The sequence below is a fragment of the Bradyrhizobium algeriense genome (assembly GCF_036924595.1).
GTDB lineage: Bacteria > Pseudomonadota > Alphaproteobacteria > Rhizobiales > Xanthobacteraceae > Bradyrhizobium > Bradyrhizobium algeriense.
Window position 1 is genome coordinate 2,519,828 of the sequence record NZ_JAZHRV010000001.1, and the last position, 24,134, is coordinate 2,543,961.

At 63.1% G+C, this 24,134-nt stretch carries 22 protein-coding genes; 17 read left to right on the forward strand and 5 right to left on the reverse strand.

Annotated features, from left to right (window positions below; all coding sequences use genetic code 11):
• Positions 1–146: 146 nt before the first annotated feature.
• Positions 147–2,402 (reverse strand): lytic transglycosylase domain-containing protein, encoded by a 2,256-nt coding sequence (locus V1286_RS12300; protein WP_334489642.1) that lies wholly within the window; start codon positions 2,400–2,402, stop codon positions 147–149.
• Between the two features lie 294 nt (positions 2,403–2,696).
• Here V1286_RS12300 and dapA point away from each other — a divergent pair, with 294 nt between their 5' ends.
• From dapA to V1286_RS12320, 4 genes are all read left to right on the forward strand, one after another.
• On the forward strand, positions 2,697–3,587 hold the full coding sequence (gene dapA / locus V1286_RS12305) for a 4-hydroxy-tetrahydrodipicolinate synthase (protein WP_334479867.1): 891 nt from the start codon (positions 2,697–2,699) through the stop codon (positions 3,585–3,587).
• A gap of 44 nt (positions 3,588–3,631) precedes the next feature.
• Positions 3,632–4,042 carry a large conductance mechanosensitive channel protein MscL gene (gene mscL, locus V1286_RS12310; protein ID WP_334479869.1) on the forward strand — a complete coding sequence of 137 codons (411 nt, stop codon included), beginning with the start codon at positions 3,632–3,634 and terminating at the stop codon, positions 4,040–4,042.
• Between the two features lies 1 nt (position 4,043).
• Positions 4,044–4,517, forward strand: a complete 474-nt coding sequence (gene smpB, locus V1286_RS12315) for an SsrA-binding protein SmpB (RefSeq protein WP_247786057.1) — start codon at positions 4,044–4,046, stop codon at positions 4,515–4,517.
• Positions 4,518–4,590: 73 nt separating this feature from the next.
• On the forward strand, positions 4,591–5,166 hold the full coding sequence (locus V1286_RS12320; RefSeq protein WP_334479871.1) for a peroxiredoxin: 576 nt from the start codon (positions 4,591–4,593) through the stop codon (positions 5,164–5,166).
• Positions 5,167–5,223: 57 nt separating this feature from the next.
• Here V1286_RS12320 and V1286_RS12325 read toward each other — a convergent pair whose 3' ends face one another.
• Both V1286_RS12325 and V1286_RS12330 read right to left on the reverse strand, forming a co-directional pair.
• Entirely contained in the window at positions 5,224–6,477 is a 1,254-nt protein-coding gene (locus V1286_RS12325; RefSeq protein ID WP_334479872.1) for an ABC transporter substrate-binding protein, read from the reverse strand.
• A 52-nt stretch (positions 6,478–6,529) separates the two neighbouring features.
• Positions 6,530–7,237: a DJ-1/PfpI family protein gene (locus V1286_RS12330; RefSeq protein WP_334479873.1), complete on the reverse strand. Its 708-nt coding sequence runs from the start codon at positions 7,235–7,237 to the stop codon at positions 6,530–6,532.
• Positions 7,238–7,343: 106 nt separating this feature from the next.
• Here V1286_RS12330 and V1286_RS12335 point away from each other — a divergent pair, with 106 nt between their 5' ends.
• Positions 7,344–8,330: a GlxA family transcriptional regulator gene (locus V1286_RS12335; RefSeq protein WP_334479874.1), complete on the forward strand. Its 987-nt coding sequence runs from the start codon at positions 7,344–7,346 to the stop codon at positions 8,328–8,330.
• 89 nt (positions 8,331–8,419) lie between these two features.
• Here V1286_RS12335 and V1286_RS12340 read toward each other — a convergent pair whose 3' ends face one another.
• Positions 8,420–9,067 (reverse strand): uracil-DNA glycosylase, encoded by a 648-nt coding sequence (locus tag V1286_RS12340; RefSeq protein ID WP_334479875.1) that lies wholly within the window; start codon positions 9,065–9,067, stop codon positions 8,420–8,422.
• Between the two features lie 131 nt (positions 9,068–9,198).
• The gene (locus V1286_RS12345; protein WP_108517696.1) at positions 9,199–9,828 is read right to left on the reverse strand and encodes a LabA-like NYN domain-containing protein; all 630 of its coding nucleotides are present in this window, start codon (positions 9,826–9,828) and stop codon (positions 9,199–9,201) included.
• Positions 9,829–10,182: 354 nt separating this feature from the next.
• On the opposite strand from V1286_RS12345, the gene rpoZ reads away from it, so the two are divergent.
• From rpoZ to V1286_RS12405, 12 genes are all read left to right on the forward strand, one after another.
• Positions 10,183–10,575, forward strand: coding sequence for a DNA-directed RNA polymerase subunit omega (gene rpoZ, locus V1286_RS12350; protein WP_024512695.1), 393 nt, complete (start codon positions 10,183–10,185; stop codon positions 10,573–10,575).
• Positions 10,576–10,869: 294 nt separating this feature from the next.
• The gene (locus V1286_RS12355; protein WP_334479877.1) at positions 10,870–13,158 is read left to right on the forward strand and encodes a RelA/SpoT family protein; all 2,289 of its coding nucleotides are present in this window, start codon (positions 10,870–10,872) and stop codon (positions 13,156–13,158) included.
• 88 nt (positions 13,159–13,246) lie between these two features.
• Positions 13,247–14,011 carry a pyridoxine 5'-phosphate synthase gene (locus tag V1286_RS12360; RefSeq protein WP_334479879.1) on the forward strand — a complete coding sequence of 255 codons (765 nt, stop codon included), beginning with the start codon at positions 13,247–13,249 and terminating at the stop codon, positions 14,009–14,011.
• Positions 14,008–14,427, forward strand: a complete 420-nt coding sequence (gene acpS / locus V1286_RS12365; RefSeq protein WP_334479881.1) for a holo-ACP synthase — start codon at positions 14,008–14,010, stop codon at positions 14,425–14,427. Before V1286_RS12360 ends, acpS begins: the two co-directional genes overlap by 4 nt.
• A 283-nt stretch (positions 14,428–14,710) precedes the next feature.
• Positions 14,711–15,469, forward strand: coding sequence for a signal peptidase I (gene lepB, locus V1286_RS12370; protein WP_108517686.1), 759 nt, complete (start codon positions 14,711–14,713; stop codon positions 15,467–15,469).
• On the forward strand, positions 15,466–16,284 hold the full coding sequence (gene rnc, locus V1286_RS12375; protein ID WP_334479883.1) for a ribonuclease III: 819 nt from the start codon (positions 15,466–15,468) through the stop codon (positions 16,282–16,284). The genes lepB and rnc overlap by 4 nt, the downstream gene beginning before the upstream one ends.
• Positions 16,274–17,200, forward strand: a complete 927-nt coding sequence (era, locus tag V1286_RS12380; RefSeq protein ID WP_334479885.1) for a GTPase Era — start codon at positions 16,274–16,276, stop codon at positions 17,198–17,200. Before rnc ends, era begins: the two co-directional genes overlap by 11 nt.
• A gap of 26 nt (positions 17,201–17,226) precedes the next feature.
• The gene (locus V1286_RS12385) at positions 17,227–17,607 is read left to right on the forward strand and encodes a hypothetical protein (RefSeq protein WP_334479887.1); all 381 of its coding nucleotides are present in this window, start codon (positions 17,227–17,229) and stop codon (positions 17,605–17,607) included.
• Between the two features lie 177 nt (positions 17,608–17,784).
• The gene (gene recO / locus V1286_RS12390) at positions 17,785–18,537 is read left to right on the forward strand and encodes a DNA repair protein RecO (RefSeq protein ID WP_334479888.1); all 753 of its coding nucleotides are present in this window, start codon (positions 17,785–17,787) and stop codon (positions 18,535–18,537) included.
• Positions 18,538–18,743: 206 nt separating this feature from the next.
• A complete protein-coding gene (parC, locus tag V1286_RS12395; RefSeq protein ID WP_334479889.1) occupies positions 18,744–20,999 on the forward strand; it encodes a DNA topoisomerase IV subunit A in 2,256 nt (751 codons plus the stop codon).
• A 173-nt stretch (positions 21,000–21,172) separates the two neighbouring features.
• Entirely contained in the window at positions 21,173–23,110 is a 1,938-nt protein-coding gene (locus V1286_RS12400) for a pyrroloquinoline quinone-dependent dehydrogenase (RefSeq protein WP_334479891.1), read from the forward strand.
• Positions 23,111–23,175: 65 nt separating this feature from the next.
• Entirely contained in the window at positions 23,176–24,123 is a 948-nt protein-coding gene (locus V1286_RS12405) for a cation diffusion facilitator family transporter (RefSeq protein ID WP_334479893.1), read from the forward strand.
• The last annotated feature ends 11 nt before the right edge of the window (positions 24,124–24,134 follow it).

Sequence of the window (24,134 nt, forward strand, 5' to 3'; positions counted from 1 at the left end):
CGCCGAAGCTTTGAAATCTGTTCGTCAGTCCGTGCGAATTCGCGTGGAGCGACGAATTCCCCATAGCGTGCATATGGCCAGCATTTGAGAGTTCGCGCTCCGCAATCTCCGTCAGGGCCGGCGGAAGCGTAACCTTGGGATCCTGCTTATTCGACGCTGGCGCCGCGATGCAGGTCGGCTTCGATCTGGAGCCTGGTCCCGCCGCCGAACCGCGCGCGATAGACCTGCAGGTTCTCCATGATCCGCTGCACGTAGTTGCGCGTCTCGGAGAAGGGAATCAGCTCGACCCAATCGACGGCGTCGACCTTGGGATCGCGCGGATCGCCGTAGCGCTCGATCCATTTTTTGACGCTGCCGCGGCCGGCATTGTAGCCGGCGAAGGTCAGGATGTAGGAGCCGCGGTAGTCCTCGAGCAACCCGCCGAGCTCGGCGGCGCCAAGCGTGGCGTTGTAGACCGAGTCGGTCTTCATCCGGTTGAGGTCGAAGCTGACGCCGGCCCGCTTGCAGACATAACGCCCGGCGTCCGGCGTCACCTGCATCAGCCCGTAGGCCTGGGCCGGCGAGACCACGGACGGATTGAAGGCGCTTTCCTGCCGCGCGATCGAATAGACGACGCTGGGCTCCACCTCGGGGCCGATCTGCTTGAACGACGGAATGCCGTTGACGGGGTAGGCATAGTGATCGAACGGCAGGCCGCGGTTGAGCGCAGCCTTGCCGAGCAGGAGCATGCCGCGGGCGTCGCTGTAGCGCGAGGTGAGCTCGCCGAGGCCAACCAGGGCATCGGGATCGCCATTCTCGCCCAAGTCGGCCAAAATCGGGATTGCAAGCTCGCGTTCGTCGAGTTCATAGAGCAACTGCACGGCGCGGACGATTTCCAGCCGCTCGACCCCGCGGCCGCGACCGGACGGCACGCCGTTCAACTGGAGCTGCGGCAGGCCGAGCTTGGCGCGCGCCAGTTGGCCGTAATAGCTGGTCGATTGCTCGGCGGCGCGGCCATAGGCGGCGCGGGCTTCCTGTGCGCGGCCCGCCGCTTCCGCCGCGCGGCCCTGCCAATAGCCGGCGCGCGCCAGTGCGGTCGGGTTCGCGCTGCCGACACCGATGCGCGCAAAATGCTGGGCGGCGACTGCCGGATCTTTCAGGAACCGCAGCGCAATCCAGCCGGCGGTGAATTCCTGCTCGGTCTTGTAGATGTCGCGGGAGGGAAGTGCGGCGTCTCGCGCAATCAGATAGGCGGTGCGATGTTCGCCGACGTCCAGCATCTTGCGCGCCAGGAGGCGCCGCTCGATCCACCATTCGTTGAGATTGTGCAGGCGGTTCGGATCTTTCGGCACCGCCAGCATGAGCCGAGCAGCCTCGTGGAATTTCTCTTCGCGGCGAAGCCACTGGATCCTGGCGAACATATAGCCGGGATCGCTGTGCAGCTCCTGTGGTACCGCATCGAGCAGCGACTTGAGGTTGGAGGATTTCTTGTTGGCCGCGATGCGCGCCTTGGCCAGCGCGACATGGCCTGAACCGAGCCGCTTGGCGGCGCGCATGCCGCCGGCTTCCTGCTCGGTGCCGTAAAGCAGCGTGTCCATCCGCGTCTTGTGGTCGCCCGCCGTCAGGAATGCGCCGAACATATCGAGCGCCGCGCTCTCGGTGTCTTCCGACATGCCATCATGGCGCCAGGCCTCGCGGACCAGCCGTTCGGCATTGGTGCGATCGCCGCGCGCGAGCAGGGCCTTCGCCAGCGCGAACTTGCCTTTGGCCGAGATCGGCGATTCGTTTCCGAACCAGGACGAGACCGCGGTGTCGTCGCGGCGGTCGTCCCACAGGGCTGCCTCGATGCGCCGGCGCAGGAAGGTCTGCGACGGCCAGCTCGGATTGGCCGAGACAAAGGCGCGATAGCGCTCCACGGAGGCGCCATTGTTGTCGCTGCGCAGGATCAGCCATTCCGCGAGCTTGCGGGCGACCGGATCCGATATCGCGGCCTGGGCCTGGGTGGCGTCCCCAGGCTTCTGCTTGCGCACCAGTTCGATGACGCTTTCCAGAGCGTCCTTGTCGGTCTGCGACGTCGAGGACGTCGCAGCTACCGCTGCCGGCGCCACGTGCTTGCGCGGGGGCGGCAAGGCGGCATGCTGGCGGGTCGCAGGCGCGAGAAGTGGCGGCGCAGGAGCGGGCGCAGCCGGTGCCGCCGCCACAGGGGCCGCCGCCGCCGGGGCGTGGGCGGCGGTCGTGCTGGTCTGTGCCGCGGACTGTGCAGTGGATTTGGGAACAACGTTGCGGGCGATCGGCCGCGGCTTCGGCAGGGGAACTTTTGGCTTGGCCCAGGCATCCAGCGGGAACGTAGCCAGTCCGACGGCCAGCACCACACTCGTGGCCAGTGCGGTCGATCGCAAGGCGGCGGCGCGGGCGGAAGGGATCACGGCGTTCCTTTGCGGCGGCGAATCATTCAATCGTTCCAGCCTTAGGTCTATTTGATTGAATATGTGGACAAAATGCTAAAACGTCGTGACCGGTCCTGTTTGCGCCATCACCGCGGCAAAATCGCGGCTATAGGCCTTCCGAGCTATTCAGGCACCGGTCCGCGTCGAGAAACAGCGTCAAAACAAAGCGCTAGGGCACCACGGCACAGCCCTTTCGCCTGATCGCCAGACCCGATATGAATTGAAATCCAGTTTCGGTCGTGCCGTTTCTTAAGCGTTTGGAGGAAGCCCATGGCAGCCAAGACAAAATTCCGGGGTTCGTTCACCGCCTTGGTCACGCCATTCAAGAACGGCTCGCTCGACGAGGCCGCCTTCCGTGGCCTGGTGAACTGGCAGATCACTGAGGGGACCCACGGCTTGGTGCCCGTCGGCACGACCGGCGAAAGCCCCACCTTGAGCCATGACGAGCACAAGCGCGTCGTCGAATGGTGCATCGACGAGGCCAAGGGGCGGGCGCCCGTCATCGCGGGTGCGGGCTCCAATTCGACCAAGGAGGCCGTCGAGCTCGCCGAGCACGCGGAGAAGGCAGGCGCGAATGCCGTGCTGGTGGTGACGCCCTATTACAACAAGCCGACCCAGGAAGGCATGTACCAGCACTTCAAGGCGATCAACGATGCGATCGGGATTCCGATCATCATCTACAACATCCCCGGGCGTTCGGTGATCGACATGTCGGTCGAGACCATGACGCGGCTGTTCGAACTGAAGAACATCGCCGGCGTGAAGGATGCGACCGCCAGCATGGTCCGGGTGTCGCAGCAGCGCGCGGCGATGGGCGAGGACTTCAACCAATTGTCGGGGGAGGACGCTACCATCCTCGGCTACATGGCGCATGGCGGCCATGGCTGCATCTCGGTCACGTCAAATGTCGCGCCGCGGCTCTGTTCTGAATTCCACACGGCATGGCAGAAGGGCGATCACGCCACCGCGCTCAAGCTGCATGACAAGCTGATGCCGCTGCACAACAACCTCTTCATCGAAAGCAATCCGGCGCCGGTGAAATACGCGCTGTCGCTGCTCGGCAAGATCGACGAGAAGCTGCGGCTGCCGATGGTGCCGGTGTCCGAGCCGACGCGGGTCGCCGTGCGTAGCGCCATGGTGCATGCCGGCCTGATCAACTAGGCCAACGGCTGACCTCGCGCGGTGAACGAAGAGGGGAAGCCAACATGCTGAAGGAATTCCGCGAATTCGCGATGAAGGGTAACGTCGTCGACCTCGCCGTCGGCGTCATCATCGGCGCGGCCTTCGGCGCGATCGTGACCTCCTTGGTCGGCGATGTGATCATGCCGATCATCGGCGCGATCACCGGCGGTCTGGATTTCTCGAACTATTTCACGCCGCTGTCGAAGGCGGTGACTGCCAACAATCTTGCCGATGCTAAGAAGCAGGGCGCGGTATTGGCCTGGGGCAGTTTCCTCACGCTGACGCTGAACTTCCTCATCATCGCGTTCGTGCTGTTCGTGGTCATTCGCGCCATGAACAAGCTCAAACGCAAGGATGAAGCTGTGCCCGCACCGAAGCTGACCAGGCAGGAAGAATTGCTGACCGAGATCCGCGATCTCCTCAAGAAGGGCTAACGTGGCCGAGAAGAACGAGCGCCCGATCAAGGTTGTCGCCGAAAACCGCAAGGCCCGGTTCAACTACGCGATCGAGGACACAATCGAGGCCGGCATCGCGCTGACCGGCACCGAAGTGAAGTCGATCCGCAACGGCAAGACAACGATTGCCGAATCCTATGCGGATTCCAAGGACGGCGAGATCTGGCTGATCAACGCCAATATTCCGGAGTATCTGCAGGCCAACCGCTTCAACCATGAGCCGAAACGGCCACGCAAGCTGCTGCTGCACCGAAAGCAGATCAACAAGCTGATGGGCGCGGTCGACCGCGAAGGCATGACGCTTATTCCGCTCAAACTCTATTTCAACGAACGCGGCCGCGCCAAGCTGTTGCTGGCGATCGCCAAGGGCAAGAAGCTGCACGACAAGCGCGAGACCGAAAAGAAGCGCGATTGGGGCCGGGAAAAAGGCCGCCTGATGCGAGCAAGAGGATGAAGCGGGCGAATAGCGAATAGGAGGCCCATCCATTCGCTTCGCCATTCGCTGTTCGCCACTGGAGGGAAGAGGCATGGCACAGTCCAACCTGCTTGAAGTCGACTGGAGCAAGATTCCGGCGCCGGAGGACGACGGCGCGGCGGTGCATCTGGCCGGCACGATGATTCCGCCGGTCACGTTGCTCGCCACCGACGACCGTTCGGTGACGCTGTCCGCGCTTGCCGGCCGCACCGTCGTATTCGCCTATCCTCGCACCGGCGAGCCCGGCAAGATCAGCCTCGTCGACGACTGGGATATGATTCCCGGCGCACGCGGTTGCACGCCGCAAACCTGCTCGTTCCGTGACCTGTTTGCGGAGCTGAAGGCCGCCGGCGCGAACCACGTGTTCGGCCTCTCGACGCAGGACAACGTCTACCAGACCGAGATGGCGTCACGGCTGCACCTGCCGTTCCCGGTCCTGTCGGACGAAAAGCTGGTGCTGAGCCGCGCCCTGAAGTTGCCGACCATGCAGGTGGCCGGACTGACGCTGATCAAGCGGCTCGCGTTGATCGTCGATGGCGGCCGCATCACTCAGGTCTTCTATCCGGTGTTTCCGCCGGACCGAAATGCCGCCGACGTGCTGGCGTGGCTGAGGGAAAATCCGGCGTAAGCGTGTCTTAGTCTTGTAGGGTGGGCAAACTAACTAATCTGCTCTATGCCAAGCCTGTCAACGGGCCCGTTTGATCAATGGGCATTCACTATCAGCCAACGCGGAGTAAATGTCGCCGCTCGGAACTCTTTCGAGGACGTTATAGTATTCCCAGGGGGCCTTGACGTCGGATGGATCCTTCACCTGGACAAGGTAGAAGTCGTGCACCAGCTTTCCGTCCTCGCGGACCTTCGCGCCCCTTGCGTAGAAGTCGTCAACGGGCATCGAACGCATTTTTTCCAGCACTGGATCCGTTGCATCCGTACCAACCTCTGCAACGGCTTTCAGATAGTGACCGACACCCGAATAAACCGCCGCTTGCGGTGCCGTGGGCATTGCGCCCCGAAGCTTGTAGAAGCGCTGCGCGAAGGCCCTGGTCTCGTCGTTCAACGCCCAATACCACGCCGTGAGGGTCGTCAGGCCCTTGGCAATTTTTGGGCCCATGGCATGAACGTCGGTGATGAACATCAGCTCGGCGACAGGCTTTTGACTGCCCGTATTCATGCCGAACTCGTTCCATTGTTTCATCAAGGTCACCAGCTGCTCGCCGGCATTGGCGAAGGCGATGGCCTTGGCGCCGGACGCCTGCGCCTGCAGAATGAACGAACTATAATCCGCCGTGCCGATCGGGTGATACACGGCGCCGAGCGACTTGCCTCCTGTCGCCGCGAGCACGCGCTGCGACTCCAGCACCATGTTCTTCCCGAACGCGTAATCGGCCGCAATGAAGAACCACGTATCGTAGCCTTGCGAGACCAGCGTACGGATCGGTCCCGACACCAGATTGTAGGAATCGTGGAGCCAGGCCAGGCCGTTTCGGGAACATTGCTTGCCGTTAAGTTCGGTGGTCGCGACGGCCGAATAGACGGCAATCTTGTTCTTGTCGCGCGCCAGTGACTGGATGGCGAGGCCAACGGCCGAGTTGGACACGTCGGCGACCATGTCGACGCCATCGACGTCGAACCATTTCCGGACAATTCCTACGCCGATATCCGGTTTGTTCTGATGGTCCGCGGCGACGATCTCGACCTTGATCGACGGCACCGATTTCTGAAAATCCTCGGCCGCCATCCTGGCGGCAGCGATCGACCCTGGTCCGCTCAAATCGGACAATGGCCCGGTCTGGTCATTGATGATGCCGATCCGGACGACGCCACCGGAGAGTTCGGCAGCGCGGGCGGCCGCGAAGGATCCGATTGGTGCCCCAAAGATCAAAAGAGCAGCGACCTTGAGTATCGCTCTTCTCGGGTTCGCGCGGCCGTTCCAAATCATGCGGGTATCTTTCCAAGTGTGGCGCCACGTTTCCGGCCCTCTAACCAACGGGTCAAGCAACCGTCATCGCATTTGATTTGAGCTTTAGAGCAGCCTTCTGCACCGCGGCGGCGCGCTTGCGAAGCCAGGGTTCGGCCTCAAGGCGCATTTGGGAAAGCAGTTCGGGCGGCGCATTCTGCACCGTGATATCGAACGGCGGCTGCGGTTGGTATTCCAGCATAAGCTGGAGTTTCTTCGCGACGTCTTCGCCGCACAGCTTGGATGCGAGCTGAAAGCCAAAATCAATTCCGGCGGTAACACCACCCCCGGAAATGCGGTTACGGTCGATCACGACGCGCTCGTTGACCGCGATGGCGCCAAAGGCGGCAAGCTGCTCACTCATCAGCCAATGGCAGGCCGACTTGTATCCGTCGAGCAGGCCGGCGGCGCCGAGGATCAGGCAGCCCGCACAAACCGAGGTGACGTAGCGAGCCGATCCGCCCTTGTCGCGAACGAACGCAATCACCTCGTCATCACCCAGGAAGTCGACCAGCCCCGGGCCGCCGCCGATGCAGAACACGTCCAGATCCGGGCAGTCGGCGAAAATGGTGGTCGGCAACAGCGGCAGGCCCACGTCGCTGATGACAGGTTCGATGCGTTTCCAAAGCAAATGCACGCGAACGTTCGGAAGGCGGGCAAAGACTTCGAAAGGTCCGGTGACATCCAGTTGGGTCATCCCGGGAAAGAATAGAATTCCGATGTCGATCGGCTTGCCGGACATGGTGCACCTCCGTTTTGAACGAAGGCAGGTTGACAGGCCGGCGGGTTTGCCGAAATGTCATAATACACGCATTTCCTGCCAAGATTTGCTCTGACAAAGCCCGCTCATGGCTCGTTCCCAAGCCCGCCGTCTGGTCTTCGTTCTCTTTGAGGATTGCCTGCTGCTCGACTTCGCCGGGCCGCTGCAGGCATTTGAGCTTGCCTGCGAAAACGCCGAGGCCGGCCGTGCGCCCTATGTCTGGCAGATCTGCTCGTTGAAGGGCGGGCCAGTTCGAACCTCGTCCGGCCTGGAGGTGATGACAACCTCGCTCTCCGACTGCGACCGCGTCAACATCGACACGCTCATCGTCGGTGGCGGGCCCGGCGTTCATCGTGCTTCTGCGGAGGCCGCGCTCGTCGAATGGTTTCGCTTGGCTGCGCCGAACACAAGACGTGTCTGCTCCGTCTGTACCGGTACGTTTGTTTTGGCTGCAGCCGGCCTGCTGCATGGGCGACGCGCTGTCACCCATTGGGGCTCCTGCGAGCTGCTCAGCGCCCAATACCCCGACGTTTCGGTGTTGGTCGATCCGGTCTTCGTTCACGACCGCGGAATTTGGACGTCTGCGGGGGTGACGGCAGGTATCGATCTTGCGCTCACCTTGCTGGAAGATGATCTCGGACACCGCGAAGCCATGCGTATCGCGCGCCGTTTGGTGGTGTTTTTGAAGCGACCCGGGGGGCAGGCCCAATTCAGCGTGCCGCTGTCACTGCAGGCTTCCGAAGACAGGGCGTTCGAAAATATCTCGACCTGGATGCAGGATAATCTCGGCCGTGATTTGCGCGTGGAGAGTCTGGCCGCAAGAGCAGGAATGAGCCCCCGCACATTCGCGCGCGTATTTCGGCAAAAGACCGGCCGGACGCCCGGCAAAGCGGTGGAAGAGCTTCGCGTCGAGGCCGCCCGCAGGGCGCTGGAAGAATCCGTTGCCAGCATCAAGGAAATCGCGGCGCGCGCGGGATTTCAAAGTGAAGAGCACTTGCGGCGCGCTTTCCGCCGCCGTCTACACGTGTTGCCGCAGGATTATCGGGTTCGATTTTATCAGGGGCAAAGGCAATAGCCGGCAGGGCGGATTAGCAAAGCGAAGCGTGTCTACCACCTCTCCGAAATCGTTGGCGTCAGTGGTGGGCACGCTGCGCTTTGCCCACCCTACGAATCCAGATCCTTCCGCACTTTCGCAAATACGTTGCGAAACATCTCCGGCGTCAGCACTCGCGTGTTCGTATTGTAGCGCGAGCAGTGATAGCTGTCGTAGAGCCTGACGGCGCCCACGCCATGCACGGCACCGTGCGCAAAGGGGGCGGCGCCATTGCGCAGGCCGAGTGCCTTCAATGTCGATTCATGGGCGATCCGCCCGAGCGCCACGATCGCGCGAAGCTTCGGCATGGTCGCGATCGTCGCGACCATGAATTGCCGGCAGGTGTTGATCTCGGCAGGCAACGGCTTGTTCTGCGGCGGTACGCAGCGCACCGCGTTGCTGATCCGGCAACCGACCAGCTTCAGTCCGTCATCCGGACGTGCCTGATAGACGCCTTTGGCAAAGCCGTATTCGAGCAAGGTCGCATACAGCAAGTCGCCGGCGTAGTCACCGGTGAACGGGCGTCCGGTGCGGTTGGCGCCCTGCAGGCCCGGCGCCAGTCCGACAATCAACAGTTGCGCGTTGGCATCGCCGAATGAAGCAACCGGTGAGTTGTGCCAATCCGGCTGCTTCGCGCGGGCTTCTGCGCGAAATTCGGCGAGCCGCGGGCAGAGCGGGCAGTTGCGGTCAGGTTCGGCAGAAGTTGGTAGGCCAGTCATGTTTCAAAGCGCTTCGAGCGAAAACCAGGCCCCGGAGCTGATCCGGTTCGCGTCAAGAACGCGCATCAAAACAAAAAGCCCCGGTTCTGTTTCAATCAGAACCGAGGCTCTAGCAGTGTACTGGCTCATTCTCAATCGTCGAATTCGTCCTCGCCGCCCCGCGGCGCCACCGTGGTCGCGCGCTGCAGGAATTGCGGGGAGTGATGACGCGGTTCGCGCGGGGCAGGGCGCTCGGACGGATCGCGGCCCAGTTTTGATTGCAGCTCGACGAGGTCGGTGAAGACGTCGGCCTGGCGGCGCAGTTCGTCGGCGATCATCGGTGGCTGGCTCGAAATGGTCGAAACGACCGTGACACGAACACCGCGACGCTGCACTGCTTCGACCAGCGAACGGAAATCGCCGTCGCCCGAGAACAGCACGATCTGGTCGACATGCTCGGCGAGTTCCATGGCATCGACGGCAAGTTCAATGTCCATGTTGCCCTTCACCTTGCGCCGGCCGGAAGCGTCGATGAATTCCTTGGTCGCTTTGGTGACGACGGTGTAGCCGTTGTAGTCGAGCCAATCGATCAGCGGACGGATCGAGGAGTATTCCTGATCCTCGATGATCGCCGTGTAGTAGAACGCACGCAACAGCGTCCCTCGGCTCTGAAATTCCTTGAGAAGGCGCTTGTAATCGATGTCGAAGCCGAGCGTCTTGGCGGTTGCATAAAGGTTGGCGCCGTCGATGAAGAGCGCAATCTTGTTGGAAGCGGGTGACATCAAATGGTTCTCACGTTGTTGTTAGCTTTTCTAGCGCAGCGGCTATCGACCGCGCGCACTTTCTAGGTCTGTTGCCTAAAGTTCGGTGAATCGTGCCCCACGACAGTCACCACTGCAATTATGGTGAGGCGAGGGCGAAAAACCTAGACTTTTGACAGTGCAATGAAGAGATTTACTTGTCCTGTACGGCAACCTCGCCGCGTCTGGACGCTCCGGCCATTCTGGCCCCGAAGCTGGGGTATCAGAGCCCATTAGGAAGGCAAATCACAAATTTAGTCTTGCGAAACGGCCTCCGCCACTATAACTATCCCCCAATACCGACATATTTGGCCCCAAATAACGGAGCGACAGTCTATGGCGCGCGTCACCGTGGAAGATTGCATTGACAAGGTCGACAACCGGTTCGACCTGGTGTTGCTGGCTGCACATCGCGCCCGTATGATCTCGTCCGGGTCACAACTAACGGTTGATCGGGATAACGACAAGAACCCGGTCGTTTCGCTGCGGGAAATCGCCGATTCCACTATTTCCCCGGAAGACCTGCGCGAGGAACTGGTTCATTCCCTGCAGAAATTCGTCGAGGTCGACGAGCCAGAGCCCGATACCGTGCCCTTGATCGGCTCGGCCGGCGCCAGCGTCGATGCCGACGACACCGAGGTCGCGGTCGAGCGCATGACCGAGGAAGAGCTCCTCAAGGGCCTGGAAGGCCTGGCGCCGCCGGAAGAGCAGCCCGAAGAGGACGAGTGATCCGGAACATCCCGGACCGTTCCAAACTCCCCGATCTGTCAAAGGCCCGGACATCCGTCCGGGCCTTTGCTTTTGTTGACAATTTTGCGGTTACAATGCGTTCTTGGCCGGCGCGGCAGAAATCGGCTGACTTAGCCTGTCCGGCGGGTCACCGGGTTGGGCGTTGGATAGCCGCTGGCCCAAGCGAAATTGAACCGTTTCGCGGCCCGAGCGGCGTGCATCGCCGTTCGAAAACGCATTAGATACGTAAGCAGCGGGACCCGTCCGGGTCTGGTGGAAGAGGGCAGTAATTGGATGGCGTATTGGCGCCGCAGTTCCCGGCAAATGCAGGCCGCAACCGGCCAGGTCGCGGTCGCGCCGACCTCGCCTGTGACGGAGAAGCCGAAATCGCGCTCGCGCATGATGCGGCAATACGATCTGGTCGAGCGCGTCCGCTCGTACAATCCGGACACCAACGAAGACCTGCTCAATCGGGCCTATGTCTACGCGATGAAGGCGCACGGCACGCAGACCCGCGCTTCCGGCGATCCCTATTTCTCGCATCCGCTCGAGGTCGCGGCGATCCTGACCAACCTCAAGCTCGATGACGCCACCATCGTAGCCGCGCTGCTGCACGACACCATCGAGGATACCGAGGCGACGCGCGCCGAGATCGACAACATCTTCGGCCACGAGATCGGCGCGCTGGTCGAAGGGCTCACCAAGCTGAAGCGGCTGGAACTGGTCTCGCGCGAAGCCAAGCAGGCCGAGAACCTGCGCAAGCTTTTGCTGGCGATCGCCGACGACGTTCGTGTGCTGCTGATCAAGCTCGCCGATCGCCTGCACAACATGCGCACGCTGGAATTCGTGCCGCACGCCTCGCGCCGCCGCATCGCCGAGGAGACGCTGGACATCTACGCGCCGCTCGCCGGCCGCATGGGCATGCAGGAGATGCGCGAGGAGCTCGAGGATCTCTCGTTCCATACGCTCGATCCGGAAGCCTATGCCGTGGTGATGCAGCGGCTGGACGCGCTGGCCGAGCGTAACCGCAATTTGATCGGCGAGATCGAAAGCCAGCTTTCCAAGAACCTGCAGAAGAACGGCATCACCGCGCGCGTCTATGGCCGCCGCAAGCAGCCGTTTTCGATCTGGACCAAGATGGAGCGTAAATCGGTCGGCTTCGAACAGCTGTCCGACATCTTCGGCTTCCGCGTCGTGATGCCGGATGTCGAAGCCTGCTACCGCGCGCTCGGCGTCGTGCACACCACCTGGCCGGTGGTGCCCGGCCGCTTCAAGGATTACATCTCCACGCCGAAGCAGAACGACTACCGTTCGCTCCACACCACCGTGATCGGCCCCGGCAACCAGCGCGTCGAACTGCAGATCCGCACTGAGGAAATGAACCAGATCGCGGAATTCGGCATCGCAGCGCATGCGTTCTACAAGGAAGGCATGGGATCGCCGACCGAGCGGCTCAAGCACGAATCCAACGCCTTTGCCTGGCTCCGCCACACCGTCGGAATCCTCTCGGAGAGCGCCAATCCGGAAGAGTTCCTGGAGCACACCAAGCTCGAGCTGTTCCATGACCAGGTGTTCTGTTTCACCCCGAAGGGCAAGCTGATCGCGCTGCCGCGTCAGGCCAATGTGATCGACTTCGCCTACGCCGTGCACACCGATGTCGGCAACTCGGCCGTCGGTTGCAAGATCAACGGCAAGTTCGCGCCTTTGTCGTCGGAACTGCAGAACGGCGACGAAGTCGAGGTTTTGACCTCGGTCGCTCAGTCGGCGCCGCCCTCGGCCTGGGAATCGCTGGCGGTCACCGGCAAGGCCCGCGCCGCGATCCGCCGCGCGACCCGCACCGCGGTACGCGATCAATATGCCGGCCTCGGCCGCCGCATCATCGACCGCCTGTTCGCCCGCGCCAAGATCGAATACGCCGACGACAAGCTGAAGGGCGCGCTTCCCCGGCTGGCGCGCGCCTCGATCGAGGACGTGATGGCATCCGTCGGGCGCGGTGAACTCAAGGCCTCCGACGTCGCCCGCGCCATGTATCCGGACTACAAGGAAGAGCGGATGGTGCGCTACGGGGCCAAGAAGAGCCTCGCGGTGAAATTGAAGCTCAAATCGCCGCCGCATCCGGCGCGCAGCGCCTCCGTCATCCCGGTGCGCGGCATAAATTCCGATTTGCCGGTGAAGTTCGCGCCGAACGGCGGTGCGGTGCCGGGGGACCGCATCGTCGGCATCGTCACGCCGGGCGAGGGGATCACGATCTATCCGATCCAGTCGCCGGCGTTGAAGGATTTCGAGGAGGAGCCGGAGCGCTGGCTCGACGTGCGCTGGGATATCGACGAAACCATGCCGCAGCGTTTCCCGGCGCGGATCCTGGTCCATAACGTCAACGAGCCCGGCAGCCTCGCCCAGGTCGCCACCGTGATCGCCGAGCATGACGGCAATATCGACAATATCAGCATGTCGCGCCGCTCGCCTGATTTCACCGAGCTGACCATCGATCTCGAGGTCTATGACCTCAAGCATCTCAGTGCAATTATCGCTCAATTGCGCGCCAAGGCCGTCGTCGCCAAGGTTGAGCGCGTCAATGGATAGGCGGTATCGTCGTTGCGGCTGCGCGGGTCATGCCCGCGCATGACATCCGTGCTATCTCTGCTGCTGCAATTCAGTCTGTGAGACCGTCATGCCCGTTCCTCCGCTCCGCCTCGGCGTCAATGTCGACCACGTCGCCACCTTGCGCAACGCGCGGGGGGGCGCGCGGCCGGATCCGGTGCGCGCCGCGCTGGCCGCGATCGAGGCCGGCGCCGACGGCATCACCGCGCATCTGCGGGAGGACCGCCGCCACATCCGCGACAGCGACATGGCCCGCCTGAAGGCCGAAATCTCGAAGCCGCTGAATTTCGAGATGGCGGCCACCGAAGACATGCTGAGGATCTCGCTCGCCACAAAGCCCCACGCCGTGTGCCTGGTGCCGGAGCGCCGCGAGGAGCTCACCACCGAGGGCGGATTGGACGTGGTCGGCCAGCACAATGCGCTGGCCCCCTTCATTGCGCGGCTCAACGATGCCGGCATCCGGGTGTCGCTGTTCATCTCGGCCGACCCGCAACAGATCGAGGTGGCGGCAAGATTGCGCGCGCCCGTGATCGAGATCCATACCGGCGGCTGGTGCGACGCCGTGGTCGACGGCCACACCGCAAAGGCCGAGGCGGAATGGCAGCGGATCGTGGCGGGCGCGGCCTTGGCGCGCGCGGCGGGGCTGGAGGTCCATGCCGGCCACGGCCTCGACTACCAGACCGCCGAGACGATCGCCGCACTGCCCGAGATCGCCGAACTCAACATCGGCTATTTCATGATGGGGGAGGCGCTGTTCATAGGCCTTGGCGAGACCGTGCGGCAGATGCGGGCCGCCATGGACCGCGGCCGCCAGAAAATCGCAGGCCGGACATGATCATCGGGATCGGCTCCGACCTGATCGACATCACAAGGGTTGCCAAGGTGATCGAACGCCATGGCGACCGCTTCCTCGACCGCATCTTCACCGACGCCGAGCGCGCCAAGGCGGCGCGGCGCGCCAACAGCGAAAAGATGGTGGTCGCGACCTACGCCAAGCGATTCGCCGCCAAGGAGGCCTGTTCCAAGGCGCTCGGCACCGGGATCCGGCGCGGCGTCTGGTGGCGGGACATGGGGGTGGTGAACCTGCCGGGCGGCCGTCCGACCATGAAACTGACCGGCGGCGCGCTGGCCCGGCTCGAGGCGCTGACGCCGGAGGGGTTCGAGGCGCGGATCGATCTGTCGATCACCGACGACTGGCCGCTGGCGCAGGCCTTCGTCATAATTTCGGCGGTCGTTCCCGGCAAATCTTGAACCGCGCAGGCGTTTGCGCCGGGGGTTCAATATAAAACTAAAAATCATTGATTTATCAATGGATTATGAAGTTTTTACGGGGCGCTTGATTGCGCGCCCACGAACAACCGTCTAAAACGCGGCAAGCAACGTGTTCGAGCCAGGGCCGATTCAGGTTAGCGCCGGAATTGGCTCTCAACTTCAGTATCGAGACCATTTTCCTGACGCGAACGTTTCAGGCGATTCGCGTGCGGAAAACGTTCTGCCACCGTGCGGGCAAGGGCTCGCGGGAATTGGGAAAGCGATGAGCGTGACCTCCAGCACAAAATCTGAAAGCGGCTTGGGTGAAACCATCCGCGTCGTCATCCACGCTCTCCTGATCGCGCTCGTGATCCGCACCTTCCTGTTCCAGCCGTTCAACATCCCCTCGGGATCGATGAAGGCGACGCTGCTGGTGGGCGATTACCTGTTCGTCTCGAAATATTCCTACGGCTACAGCCACTACTCCATTCCCCTGTCGCCGCCGTTGTTCTCGGGCCGCATCTTCGGCTCGGAGCCGAACCGTGGCGATATCGTGGTGTTCCGCCTGCCGAAGGATGACTCCACCGATTACATCAAGCGCGTGATCGGCCTGCCGGGTGACCGCATCCAGATGCGGGAAGGCCTGCTCTACATCAACGACAAGCCGATCAAGCGCGAGCGCTTGTCCGATTTCATCGGCGAAGACCCTTGCGGCTCGGATGCCACCGCGCGCGTCAAGCGCTGGAAGGAAACGCTGCCGAACGGCGTCAGCTATGAATCGCTCGATTGCGTCGACAACGGCTTCTACGACAACACCAACGTCTACACCGTGCCCGCCGGCCACTTCTTCATGATGGGCGACAACCGCGACAACTCGACCGACAGCCGCGTGCTGTCGGCGGTGGGTTATGTGCCGTTCGAGAACATCGTCGGCCGGGCGCAGATGATCTTCTTCTCCATTGCCGAGGGCGAACATGCCTGGATGTTCTGGCGCTGGCCGACCGCCGTGCGCTGGAATCGCCTATTCACAATCGTGCGATGATCGACGAAACAGCGACCATTCCTGACACATCGACCTCGGGTGAGCCGGGCCAGCAGGCCGAAGCCGCCGGCGTCGCTGCGCCGAAAAAGAGGCGCGGCAAGGCCGGGGCCAAGGCGGCCGCTGCCGCGATCGAGGGACGCATCGGCTACAAATTTTCCGATCCCGCGCTGCTGACGACCGCCTTTACCCATGTCTCCGCCTTGAAGCCCGCGACCCGCCATCGCGCCGACAGCTATCAGCGGCTGGAATTCCTCGGCGATCACGTGCTCGGGCTGATTATCTCCGACATGCTGTATCGCGCCTATCCGCGGGCCGACGAGGGCGAACTGTCCAAGCGTCTGGCCGATCTCGTGCGCAAGGAAAGCTGCGCCGACGTCGCAAAATCGCTCGGGCTGCTCGACGACATCAAGCTCGGCGCGGTAGGCGCAGGGGCGGGCGCGCGCCTGCGCAAATCCGTGCTCGGCGACATCTGCGAGGCCGTGATCGGCGCGATCTATCTCGACGGCGGCTATGCGGCGGCGTCGCAATTTGTCGAGCGCAACTGGCTGGAGCGGATGCGCAAGCCGCGCCGGCCGCTGCGCGATCCCAAGACGGTGTTGCAGGAATGGGCCCAGAGCAAGGGATTGCCGACGCCGGTCTATCGCGAGATCGAGCGCACCGGGCCGCATCACGACCCGCAGTTCCGCGTCGCCGTCGATCTGCCGGGCCTTGTGCCCGCCGAAGGCGTCGGCGGCTCCAAGCGCGCCGCCGAGAAGGTCGCGGCCTCCGTGATGATCGAACGCGAAGGCGTCGGCGGCGGCAGCAATGACAGTTGAACCCACACCCGGCGCGCCCGCCGAGACCGCTTGCGGCTTTGTCGCGCTGATCGGCGCGCCCAATGTCGGCAAGTCCACGCTGGTCAACGCGCTGGTCGGCTCCAAGGTCACCATCGTCTCGCGCAAGGTGCAGACAACCCGCGCCCTGATCCGCGGCATCGTGATCGAGGACAATGCGCAGATCATCCTGGTCGATACGCCCGGCATATTCTCGCCCAAACGAAGGCTCGACCGCGCCATGGTGTCCACCGCCTGGAGCGGGGCCCATGATGCCGACCTCGTCTGCGTGCTGCTCGACGCCAAGGCCGGGATCGACGACGAGGCCGACGCGATCCTGAACAAGCTTGCGTCGGTTCAACACCCGAAAATCCTGGTGCTGAACAAGATCGACCTGATCCCGCGCGAGAAGCTTTTGGCGCTGGCGCAGGCCGCCAATGAGCGCATGAATTTCGAAAGCACCTTCATGATCTCGGCGCTGTCGGGCGATGGCGTCGACGACCTGCGCAAGACGCTTGCGAAGATGGTGCCGTCGGGGCCGTTTCATTACCCCGAGGACCAGATGTCGGATGCGCCGCTGCGGCATCTGGCAGCCGAAATCACCCGCGAAAAGATCTACCGCCAGCTCCACCAGGAGCTGCCGTATCAATCGACCGTCGAGACCGATAGCTGGACCGAGCGCAACGACAAGTCGGTTCGCATCGAGCAGACCATCTTTGTCGAGCGCGAGAGCCAGCGCAAGATCGTGCTCGGCAAGGGCGGCGCCACCATCAAGTCGATCGGTGCGGATTCGCGCAAGGAGATCGCCGAGATTCTGGGCGTGCCCGTGCACCTTTTCCTGTTCGTCAAGGTGCGCGAGAACTGGGGCGACGACCCCGACCGCTACCGGGAAATGGGGCTGGAATTCCCCAAGGAATGATCAAGCAATAAAGAAGAACAAGCCCGATGAACGTACCCCGGAACGTAGTGTGGTTTGAGGCTCTGCTGTATTTGTCGCTGACGCTGGACTCGGTGTCGGTGGCGTTTCAGGACCGCACGCCAAAAGCCGACATGACCGCGCAGATGGTCAACGTGGCGACTCTGATGGCGGCCGGCCTGATCCTGCTTCTGGTCTACTTCGTCTGGCTCGCCGCCCAGCGCCGCAAGAACTGGCCACGCTGGGTGCTGGCGGCAGCGCTGGTGCTGTCGGTGATTTCGCTCGTGCAGGTGATCGGCGCAAAGGGCCTGGCGTTCGACAGCGGCATCGAGGTGATTTCCTGCGCACTGACCGCGGCGGGGCTGTACTTCTCCTTCACCGGCGACGCGGTGGGATGGTTCAACGCGTGACGTTCTTGCTGCCATTCCGGGGCGCGAAGCGAACCTCAGATGCGCAATTGCGCATCGGGGAATCTCGAGATTCTCAGGTGCGCAAGGGCGCACCATAGTTCGATGCTTCGCATCGCCCCGGAATGACGGCGTTGCGGAACGGCTGCGCGTAACCACGAAATCCTGTAAACTCCAGCCATGGAATGGACCGACGAGGGTATCGTGCTGGGCGTGCGGCGGCATGGCGAATCCTCCGCCATCGTCGAACTGCTGACGCGCGCGCATGGCCGTCATCTCGGCCTGGTGCGCGGCGGTGCGGGCAAGCGGATGCGGCCCTTGCTGCAGCCGGGCAACAGCGTCACCACGGTGTGGCGGGCGCGGCTCGACGAGCATCTCGGATATTACGCCATTGAGGGTACGCGCTTGCGCGCGGCCACCCTGCTGGCGTCGGCGCACGCGACCTATGGCGTCACCCATCTGGCCTCGCTGGTGCGGTTGCTGCCGGAGCGCGATCCGCACGAGGACATCTACGAGATGCTCGACCGCACGCTCGACGACTTTGACGATGCCGGCGGCGCGGCGGCCCACCTCATCAGGTTTGAGCTGGCGATGCTGGCCGAACTCGGCTTCGGCCTCGATCTGGAAAACTGCGCCGCCACCGGCGAGACCGCGGACCTGATCTACGTCTCGCCAAAGTCCGGCGGCGCGGTGTCGCGGCGGGCGGGCGAGCCCTACCGGGACCGGCTGCTGCGGCTGCCGGCTTTCCTGCGCGAAGGCGAGGGCGGGGCGAACGGCTGGTCGGACCAGGACCTGCAGGACGGTTTTCGTCTGACCGGGCTATTCCTGCTCCGCCACGTGCTGGAACCGCGCGGGCAGGGCCATTCCGACGCACGGGACGGGTTCATCAACGCGGTGACGAGGAATCGGGCGCGAATCAGTTCGGCGGGGTGACTTGGCTCCTGCCGCCGGTCGTCCCTGCGAAAGCAATGCGAAAGCAGGGACCCATACGCCGTAGCCCATCCATGGGGCGGCGGCCTCAGCCATTTTTCGCCACAAACACCTGTGGTTATGGTTTCCTGCGTTCGCAGGGACGACGGTTGGGGGTGCCGCCCCATTCCCGTCTTGCCCGATTCAGCCGAAAAGTTTAACGCCTCCCCATGGGAAAACGACAGCTGCCGCCGGAAGAACCGGCCGAAATCCACGAGGTCATGCTGCGCGATGCGCTGGAAGAGCGCTATCTCGCCTACGCGCTCTCGACCATCATGCATCGCGCTCTGCCGGACGCCCGCGACGGGCTGAAGCCGGTGCACCGGCGCATCCTCTACGGCATGCGCCTGTTGCGGCTTGACCCCGGCACGCCGTTCAAGAAATCCGCGAAAATCGTCGGCGACGTGATGGGCTCGTTCCATCCGCATGGCGACCAGGCGATCTACGACGCCATGGTGCGCCTGGCACAGGACTTCGCCTCACGCTATCCGCTGGTCGACGGCCAGGGCAATTTCGGCAATATCGACGGCGATAATCCCGCCGCCTATCGCTACACCGAAGCGCGCATGACCGACGTCGCGCGGCTGCTGCTGGAAGGCATCGACGAAGACGGCGTCGAATTCCGCCCGAATTACGACGGCCAGAGTAAGGAGCCGGTGGTCCTGCCCGGCGGCTTCCCGAATCTGCTCGCCAACGGTTCGCAGGGCATCGCGGTCGGCATGGCCACCTCGATCCCGCCGCACAACGCAGCCGAACTCTGCGACGCCGCGCTGCATCTGATCGACAAGCCCGACGCCAAGTCGAAGTCGCTGTTGAAATGGGTCAAGGGCCCGGATTTCCCGACCGGCGGCATTGTTGTCGACTCAAAGGAAAGCATCGCCGAAGCCTACATGACCGGGCGCGGCTCGTTCCGCACCCGCGCCAAGTGGACCCAGGAAGAGGGCGCCCGCGGCACCTGGGTCGTCGTCATCACCGAGATCCCGTGGCTGGTGCAAAAATCCCGGCTGGTCGAGAAGATCGCCGAACTGCTGAACGAGAAGAAGCTGCCGCTGGTCGGCGACGTCAGGGACGAATCGGCCGAAGACGTCCGCCTCGTGATCGAGCCGAAATCCCGCGCGGTCGATCCGGCGCTGATGATGGAATCGCTGTTCCGGCTCACCGAGCTCGAGAGCAAGATTTCGCTGAACCTCAACGTGCTGATCAAGGGCAAGATCCCCAAGGTGGTGGGGCTTGCGGAATGTTTGCGCGAATGGCTCGACCATCTGCGCGACGTGCTGGTCCGCCGCTCCAATTACCGCAAGACGCAGATCGAGAACCGGCTCGAAATTCTCGGCGGTTACCTGATCGCGTACTTGAACATCGACAAGGTGATCAAGATCATCCGCACCGAGGATGAGCCGAAGCCGGCGCTGATCAAGGCGTTCAAGCTCACGGAAGTCCAGGCCGACGCCATCCTCAACATGCGCCTGCGCTCCTTGCGCAAGCTCGAGGAATTCGAAATTCGCACCGAGGACAAGAACCTTCGCGGCGAGTTGAAGGGCATCAAGTCGCTGCTCGGTTCCGAGACCGAGCAATGGTCCAAGGTCGGCGAGCAGGTTCGCAAGGTCCGCGACCTTTTTGGACCGAAGACGCCGCTCGGCAAGCGCCGCACGATGTTCGCCGATGCGCCCGAGCATGACCTTGCTGCAATCGAGGAAGCCTTCGTCGAGCGCGAGCCGTGCACGGTCGTGATCTCCGAAAAGGGCTGGGTGCGAACGCTGAAGGGCCATGTCGAGGATATCTCGGGCCTTGCGTTCAAGACCGACGACAAGCTTGACCATGCCTTCTTCGCCGAGACCACCTCTAAGCTTCTGCTGTTTGCCACCAACGGCAAATTCTATTCGCTCGACGTCGCAAAACTGCCCGGCGGCCGCGGCCATGGCGAGCCGATCCGCATGTTCATCGACATGGAGCAGGACGCCGCGATCGTGTCGCTGTTCGTCAACAAGGGCGAGCGCAAATTCCTGATCGCGAGCAGCGAGGGGCAGGGATTCGTGGTCAAGGAAGAGGATTGCGTCGGCAACACCCGCAAGGGCAAGCAGGTGCTCAACGTCACCATGCCGAACGAGGCCTGCGCGATCGCGACCGTGCAGGGTGACACCGTTGCCGCGATCGGCACCAACCACAAGATGGTGCTGTTCCCGCTCGACCAGGTGCCGGAAATGGCACGCGGCCGTGGCGTGCGGCTGCAGAAGTACTCCAGCGCCAAGCTGTCCGACGTCGCCGTGTTCGAGCTCAAGGCGGGGCTGACCTGGAAGGATTCCGCCGGCCGCGAGCAGAGCATGAGCGCCAAGGAATTGTCCGACTGGCGCGGCAACCGCGCCGACGCCGGCCGTCTTGCACACGGCCTGCCGAAATCGAACAAGTTCTTGAGAGGGGTGGAGTAGGCCCCGAGAGGCAGGATTACGGTTTCGTAATCCGGCCTCCATTTTTCCCGATCCCCTTTGACGGCGTTCTTGTTCTCGCCGATGCTTGCCCGAGGGGCAGGGAGGCGGCATTGCGCAAAGCAGGATCGCGACGGCTCATCACAGCAATCGGCCTTGCGCTCACGTTGTGCGCAATGCCCGCGACGCTCCGCGCCCAATCGATCCCCGGCGCGATTCCTGAATCCGCCAAGGCACTTTCCCAAGGCGAATGGCCGGCTTATGCCGGCACCTACGCCGCGTCGCGCTATTCGCCACTAACGCAGATCGACCGCGAAAGCGCAAAAAACCTCCGCGTCGCCTGGCGGTGGAAATCGCCTGACATGGCGATCAAAGAAGCGAATCCGAAAATCGGCCCGACGCGCGCCCACGAATCGACGCCGCTGATGATCGGCGGCGTGCTCTACACATCGACGACGTTGTCGCAGGTCGCGGCGATCGATGCTGCGACCGGCGAAACCAAATGGGTGTTCGATCCCAGGGTTTACGAAAACGGGCTTGGCATTCCGGCGAATGACGGCTGGCTGCACCGTGGCGTCGCCTATTGGCGCAATGGCGATGACGAGCGCATCATCATGCTCACGGCATTCGCGCAGATGATCGCGCTGGATGCGAAGACCGGGAAGCCGGTGCCGGGCTTCGGCAACGACGGCCGGATTGACCTCTCGCAAGGGCTGCGCCGCCCGGTCGATCGCGACTATTACACCATGAGTTCGCCGCCCGTGATCGCGCGCGGCGTCATTGTGGTCGGTTCGTCTGTGATGGACTGGTGGCGGAAAAGCCCGTCGCCGCCCGGTGACGTGCGCGGCTTCGACGTGGTGACCGGCCGGCTGCTCTGGACCTTCCACACCGTGCCGCAGGGCGAGGAGCCCGGCGTCGAAACCTGGCAGCGGGAATCGTGGCGGGAGGCCGGCAACGCCAATGTCTGGGCGCCGATGAGCGCGGACGAGGATCTCGGCTATGTCTATCTGCCGGTAAGCACGCCGACCAATGATTACTATGGCGGCCACCGTCCCGGTGACGGGCTTTATGGCGACAGCCTCGTCTGTCTCGAAGCGGCCACCGGCAAAAAAGTCTGGCACTACCAGCTGGTGCATCACGGCTTGTGGGATTACGACACCCCGGCGGCGCCAACCCTGATCGACATCACCGTCGGTGGAAAGCCGGTCAAAGCGGTGGCGCAGGTGACCAAGCAGGCGTTCGTCTACGTCTTCGATCGCGTCACCGGCCAGCCGGTGTGGCCGATCGAGGAACAGCCGGTATCGGCTTCGAGCGTGCCCGGCGAAAGCGCATCGAAGACCCAGCCGTTTCCGACGCGGCCGGCCCCGATCGACATTCAGGGCGTGCGAGACGAAGACCTGATCGATTTCACGCCGGAGCTCCACCAGGAGGCAAAGGACATCGTCGCGAAATACGATCACGGTCCGCTGTTCACGCCGCCATCCGAGCGGGGCACCATCCAGGTGCCCGGCGTCGCCGGCGGCGGCAACTGGGCCGGTGCCGCGATCGATCCGGAAACCGGCATGCTCTATGTCGGCACCTATCGTCTGCCGTTTGTCGTCACCGTTCGCAGACCGAGGCCGGGTGAATCGCCCTACGACTTCATCGGTGAGTTCCGCTATTTGTCCGGACCGCGCGGTTTGCCGCTGCTCAAGCCGCCATTCGGCAGCATGCTCGCCATCGACATGAACAGCGGAGACCACCGCTGGCGGATCCCGGTTGGGCGTGCCGAGCTTATTCCGACCATTCAGCAGCTCGGCATCCGTGAGCGCTTGGGATTTCCAACCCGCAGTTGGGCGCTGATCACCAAAACGGTGATGATCGTTGTGCAATCCGGTTATTTCAGCGCGCCGCGCTTGCCGCCGGGCGGCACGCGCCGGATCGCGGATCTCAACAATTTCAATCCGCATCTTTGGGTCTACGACAAGACTTCAGGCGAAATGCTGGCGGAGATTGCCGTGCCGGCCAACGCGGTCGGCGCGCCGATGACCTACATGGCCGGCGGCAAGCAGTTCATCGTGTTTCCGGTCGGCGGCGGTCCGCTGGTGGAGGAACTGATCGCGGTCTCGCTGTAATAGTATTCGATAATCTGCGCGCTATATAAGTCGCCGTCGAAACATCAGAGACGACGGCTCAGCGGATGGCGCACGATCACGCTCATCACAATCATTCCCACGGGCATGATCATTCCCATGGTCACGCCGGCCACAGCCACGCGCCGGACAATTTCGGCTGGGCGTTCGCCATTGGCGCCGCGCTCAACACCGCGTTCGTCATTGCGGAGCTGATCTTTGGCTATGCCGCCAATTCATTGGCGCTGATTTCGGATGCCGTTCACAATCTCTCCGACGTGATCGCGCTGCTGCTGGCATGGGGCGCGGCGTTGCTGTCGCAGAAGCAGCCGACGCAGCGACATACCTACGGCTATCGCCGGGCTTCGATCCTGGCGGCGCTGTTCAATGCTGGCCTGCTGTTGGTCGCGGTCGGCGGCATCGTCGTCGAGGCGGTCAACCGACTCTACAGCCCGGCGCCGGTCGCGGGCTGGACGGTCGTAGTGGTTGCGGCCTTTGGCGTCGCCGTCAACGGCTTCACCGCGCTGCTATTCATGCGCGGCCGTCATGGCGACCTCAATATTCGCGGCGCCTATCTGCACATGGTGGCGGACGCGGGCGTTTCGCTCGGCGTAGTCGTTGCCGCCGGGGTCATCATGCTGACGGGCTGGCTGTGGCTCGATCCCGCGATCAGCCTCGTCATCGCCGCCGTGGTGTTCTGGAGCGGATGGGGGCTGGCGCGTGACAGCGTCAACCTCGCGCTCGACGGCGTGCCGCGCGGTATCGAGCTTGCCGAGGTGAGGGATTATCTCGCCGGCCTCGAAGGTGTTGCCGAGGTGCATGACCTGCACATCTGGGCGATGAGCACCAACGAGACCGCCCTGACCGCGCATCTGGTGCGGCCCGGCGGCACCGACGACGCCTTTCTGCACGGGGTCTGCGAGGAACTCTCGCACCGCTTCAACATCCACCATTCCACGCTGCAGATCGAAGCCGCCGCCGAAGTCTGCAAGCTTGCGCCGGCGGAACGGGTGTAATGCCGTAGGAC

Bases quoted from the DNA above. Each gene is read 5' to 3' on its own strand.
- recO (WP_334479888.1), top strand. From the start codon at position 17,785: ATGGAATGGACCGACGAGGGTATCGTGCTGGGCGTGCGGCGGCATGGC.
- V1286_RS12320 (WP_334479871.1), top strand. From the start codon at position 4,591: ATGGCACAGTCCAACCTGCTTGAAGTCGACTGGAGCAAGATTCCGGCG.
- parC (WP_334479889.1), top strand. From the start codon at position 18,744: ATGGGAAAACGACAGCTGCCGCCGGAAGAACCGGCCGAAATCCACGAG.
- mscL (WP_334479869.1), top strand. From the start codon at position 3,632: ATGCTGAAGGAATTCCGCGAATTCGCGATGAAGGGTAACGTCGTCGAC.
- era (WP_334479885.1), top strand. From the start codon at position 16,274: ATGACAGTTGAACCCACACCCGGCGCGCCCGCCGAGACCGCTTGCGGC.
- V1286_RS12355 (WP_334479877.1), top strand. From the start codon at position 10,870: ATGGCGTATTGGCGCCGCAGTTCCCGGCAAATGCAGGCCGCAACCGGC.
- lepB (WP_108517686.1), top strand. From the start codon at position 14,711: ATGAGCGTGACCTCCAGCACAAAATCTGAAAGCGGCTTGGGTGAAACC.
- V1286_RS12385 (WP_334479887.1), top strand. From the start codon at position 17,227: ATGAACGTACCCCGGAACGTAGTGTGGTTTGAGGCTCTGCTGTATTTG.
- V1286_RS12330 (WP_334479873.1), bottom strand. From the start codon at position 7,237: ATGTCCGGCAAGCCGATCGACATCGGAATTCTATTCTTTCCCGGGATG.
- V1286_RS12405 (WP_334479893.1), top strand. From the start codon at position 23,176: ATGGCGCACGATCACGCTCATCACAATCATTCCCACGGGCATGATCAT.
- V1286_RS12345 (WP_108517696.1), bottom strand. From the start codon at position 9,828: ATGTCACCCGCTTCCAACAAGATTGCGCTCTTCATCGACGGCGCCAAC.
- acpS (WP_334479881.1), top strand. From the start codon at position 14,008: ATGATCATCGGGATCGGCTCCGACCTGATCGACATCACAAGGGTTGCC.
- dapA (WP_334479867.1), top strand. From the start codon at position 2,697: ATGGCAGCCAAGACAAAATTCCGGGGTTCGTTCACCGCCTTGGTCACG.
- rnc (WP_334479883.1), top strand. From the start codon at position 15,466: ATGATCGACGAAACAGCGACCATTCCTGACACATCGACCTCGGGTGAG.
- V1286_RS12335 (WP_334479874.1), top strand. From the start codon at position 7,344: ATGGCTCGTTCCCAAGCCCGCCGTCTGGTCTTCGTTCTCTTTGAGGAT.
- V1286_RS12400 (WP_334479891.1), top strand. From the start codon at position 21,173: ATGCCCGCGACGCTCCGCGCCCAATCGATCCCCGGCGCGATTCCTGAA.
- V1286_RS12325 (WP_334479872.1), bottom strand. From the start codon at position 6,477: ATGATTTGGAACGGCCGCGCGAACCCGAGAAGAGCGATACTCAAGGTC.
- V1286_RS12360 (WP_334479879.1), top strand. From the start codon at position 13,247: ATGCCCGTTCCTCCGCTCCGCCTCGGCGTCAATGTCGACCACGTCGCC.
- rpoZ (WP_024512695.1), top strand. From the start codon at position 10,183: ATGGCGCGCGTCACCGTGGAAGATTGCATTGACAAGGTCGACAACCGG.
- V1286_RS12340 (WP_334479875.1), bottom strand. From the start codon at position 9,067: ATGACTGGCCTACCAACTTCTGCCGAACCTGACCGCAACTGCCCGCTC.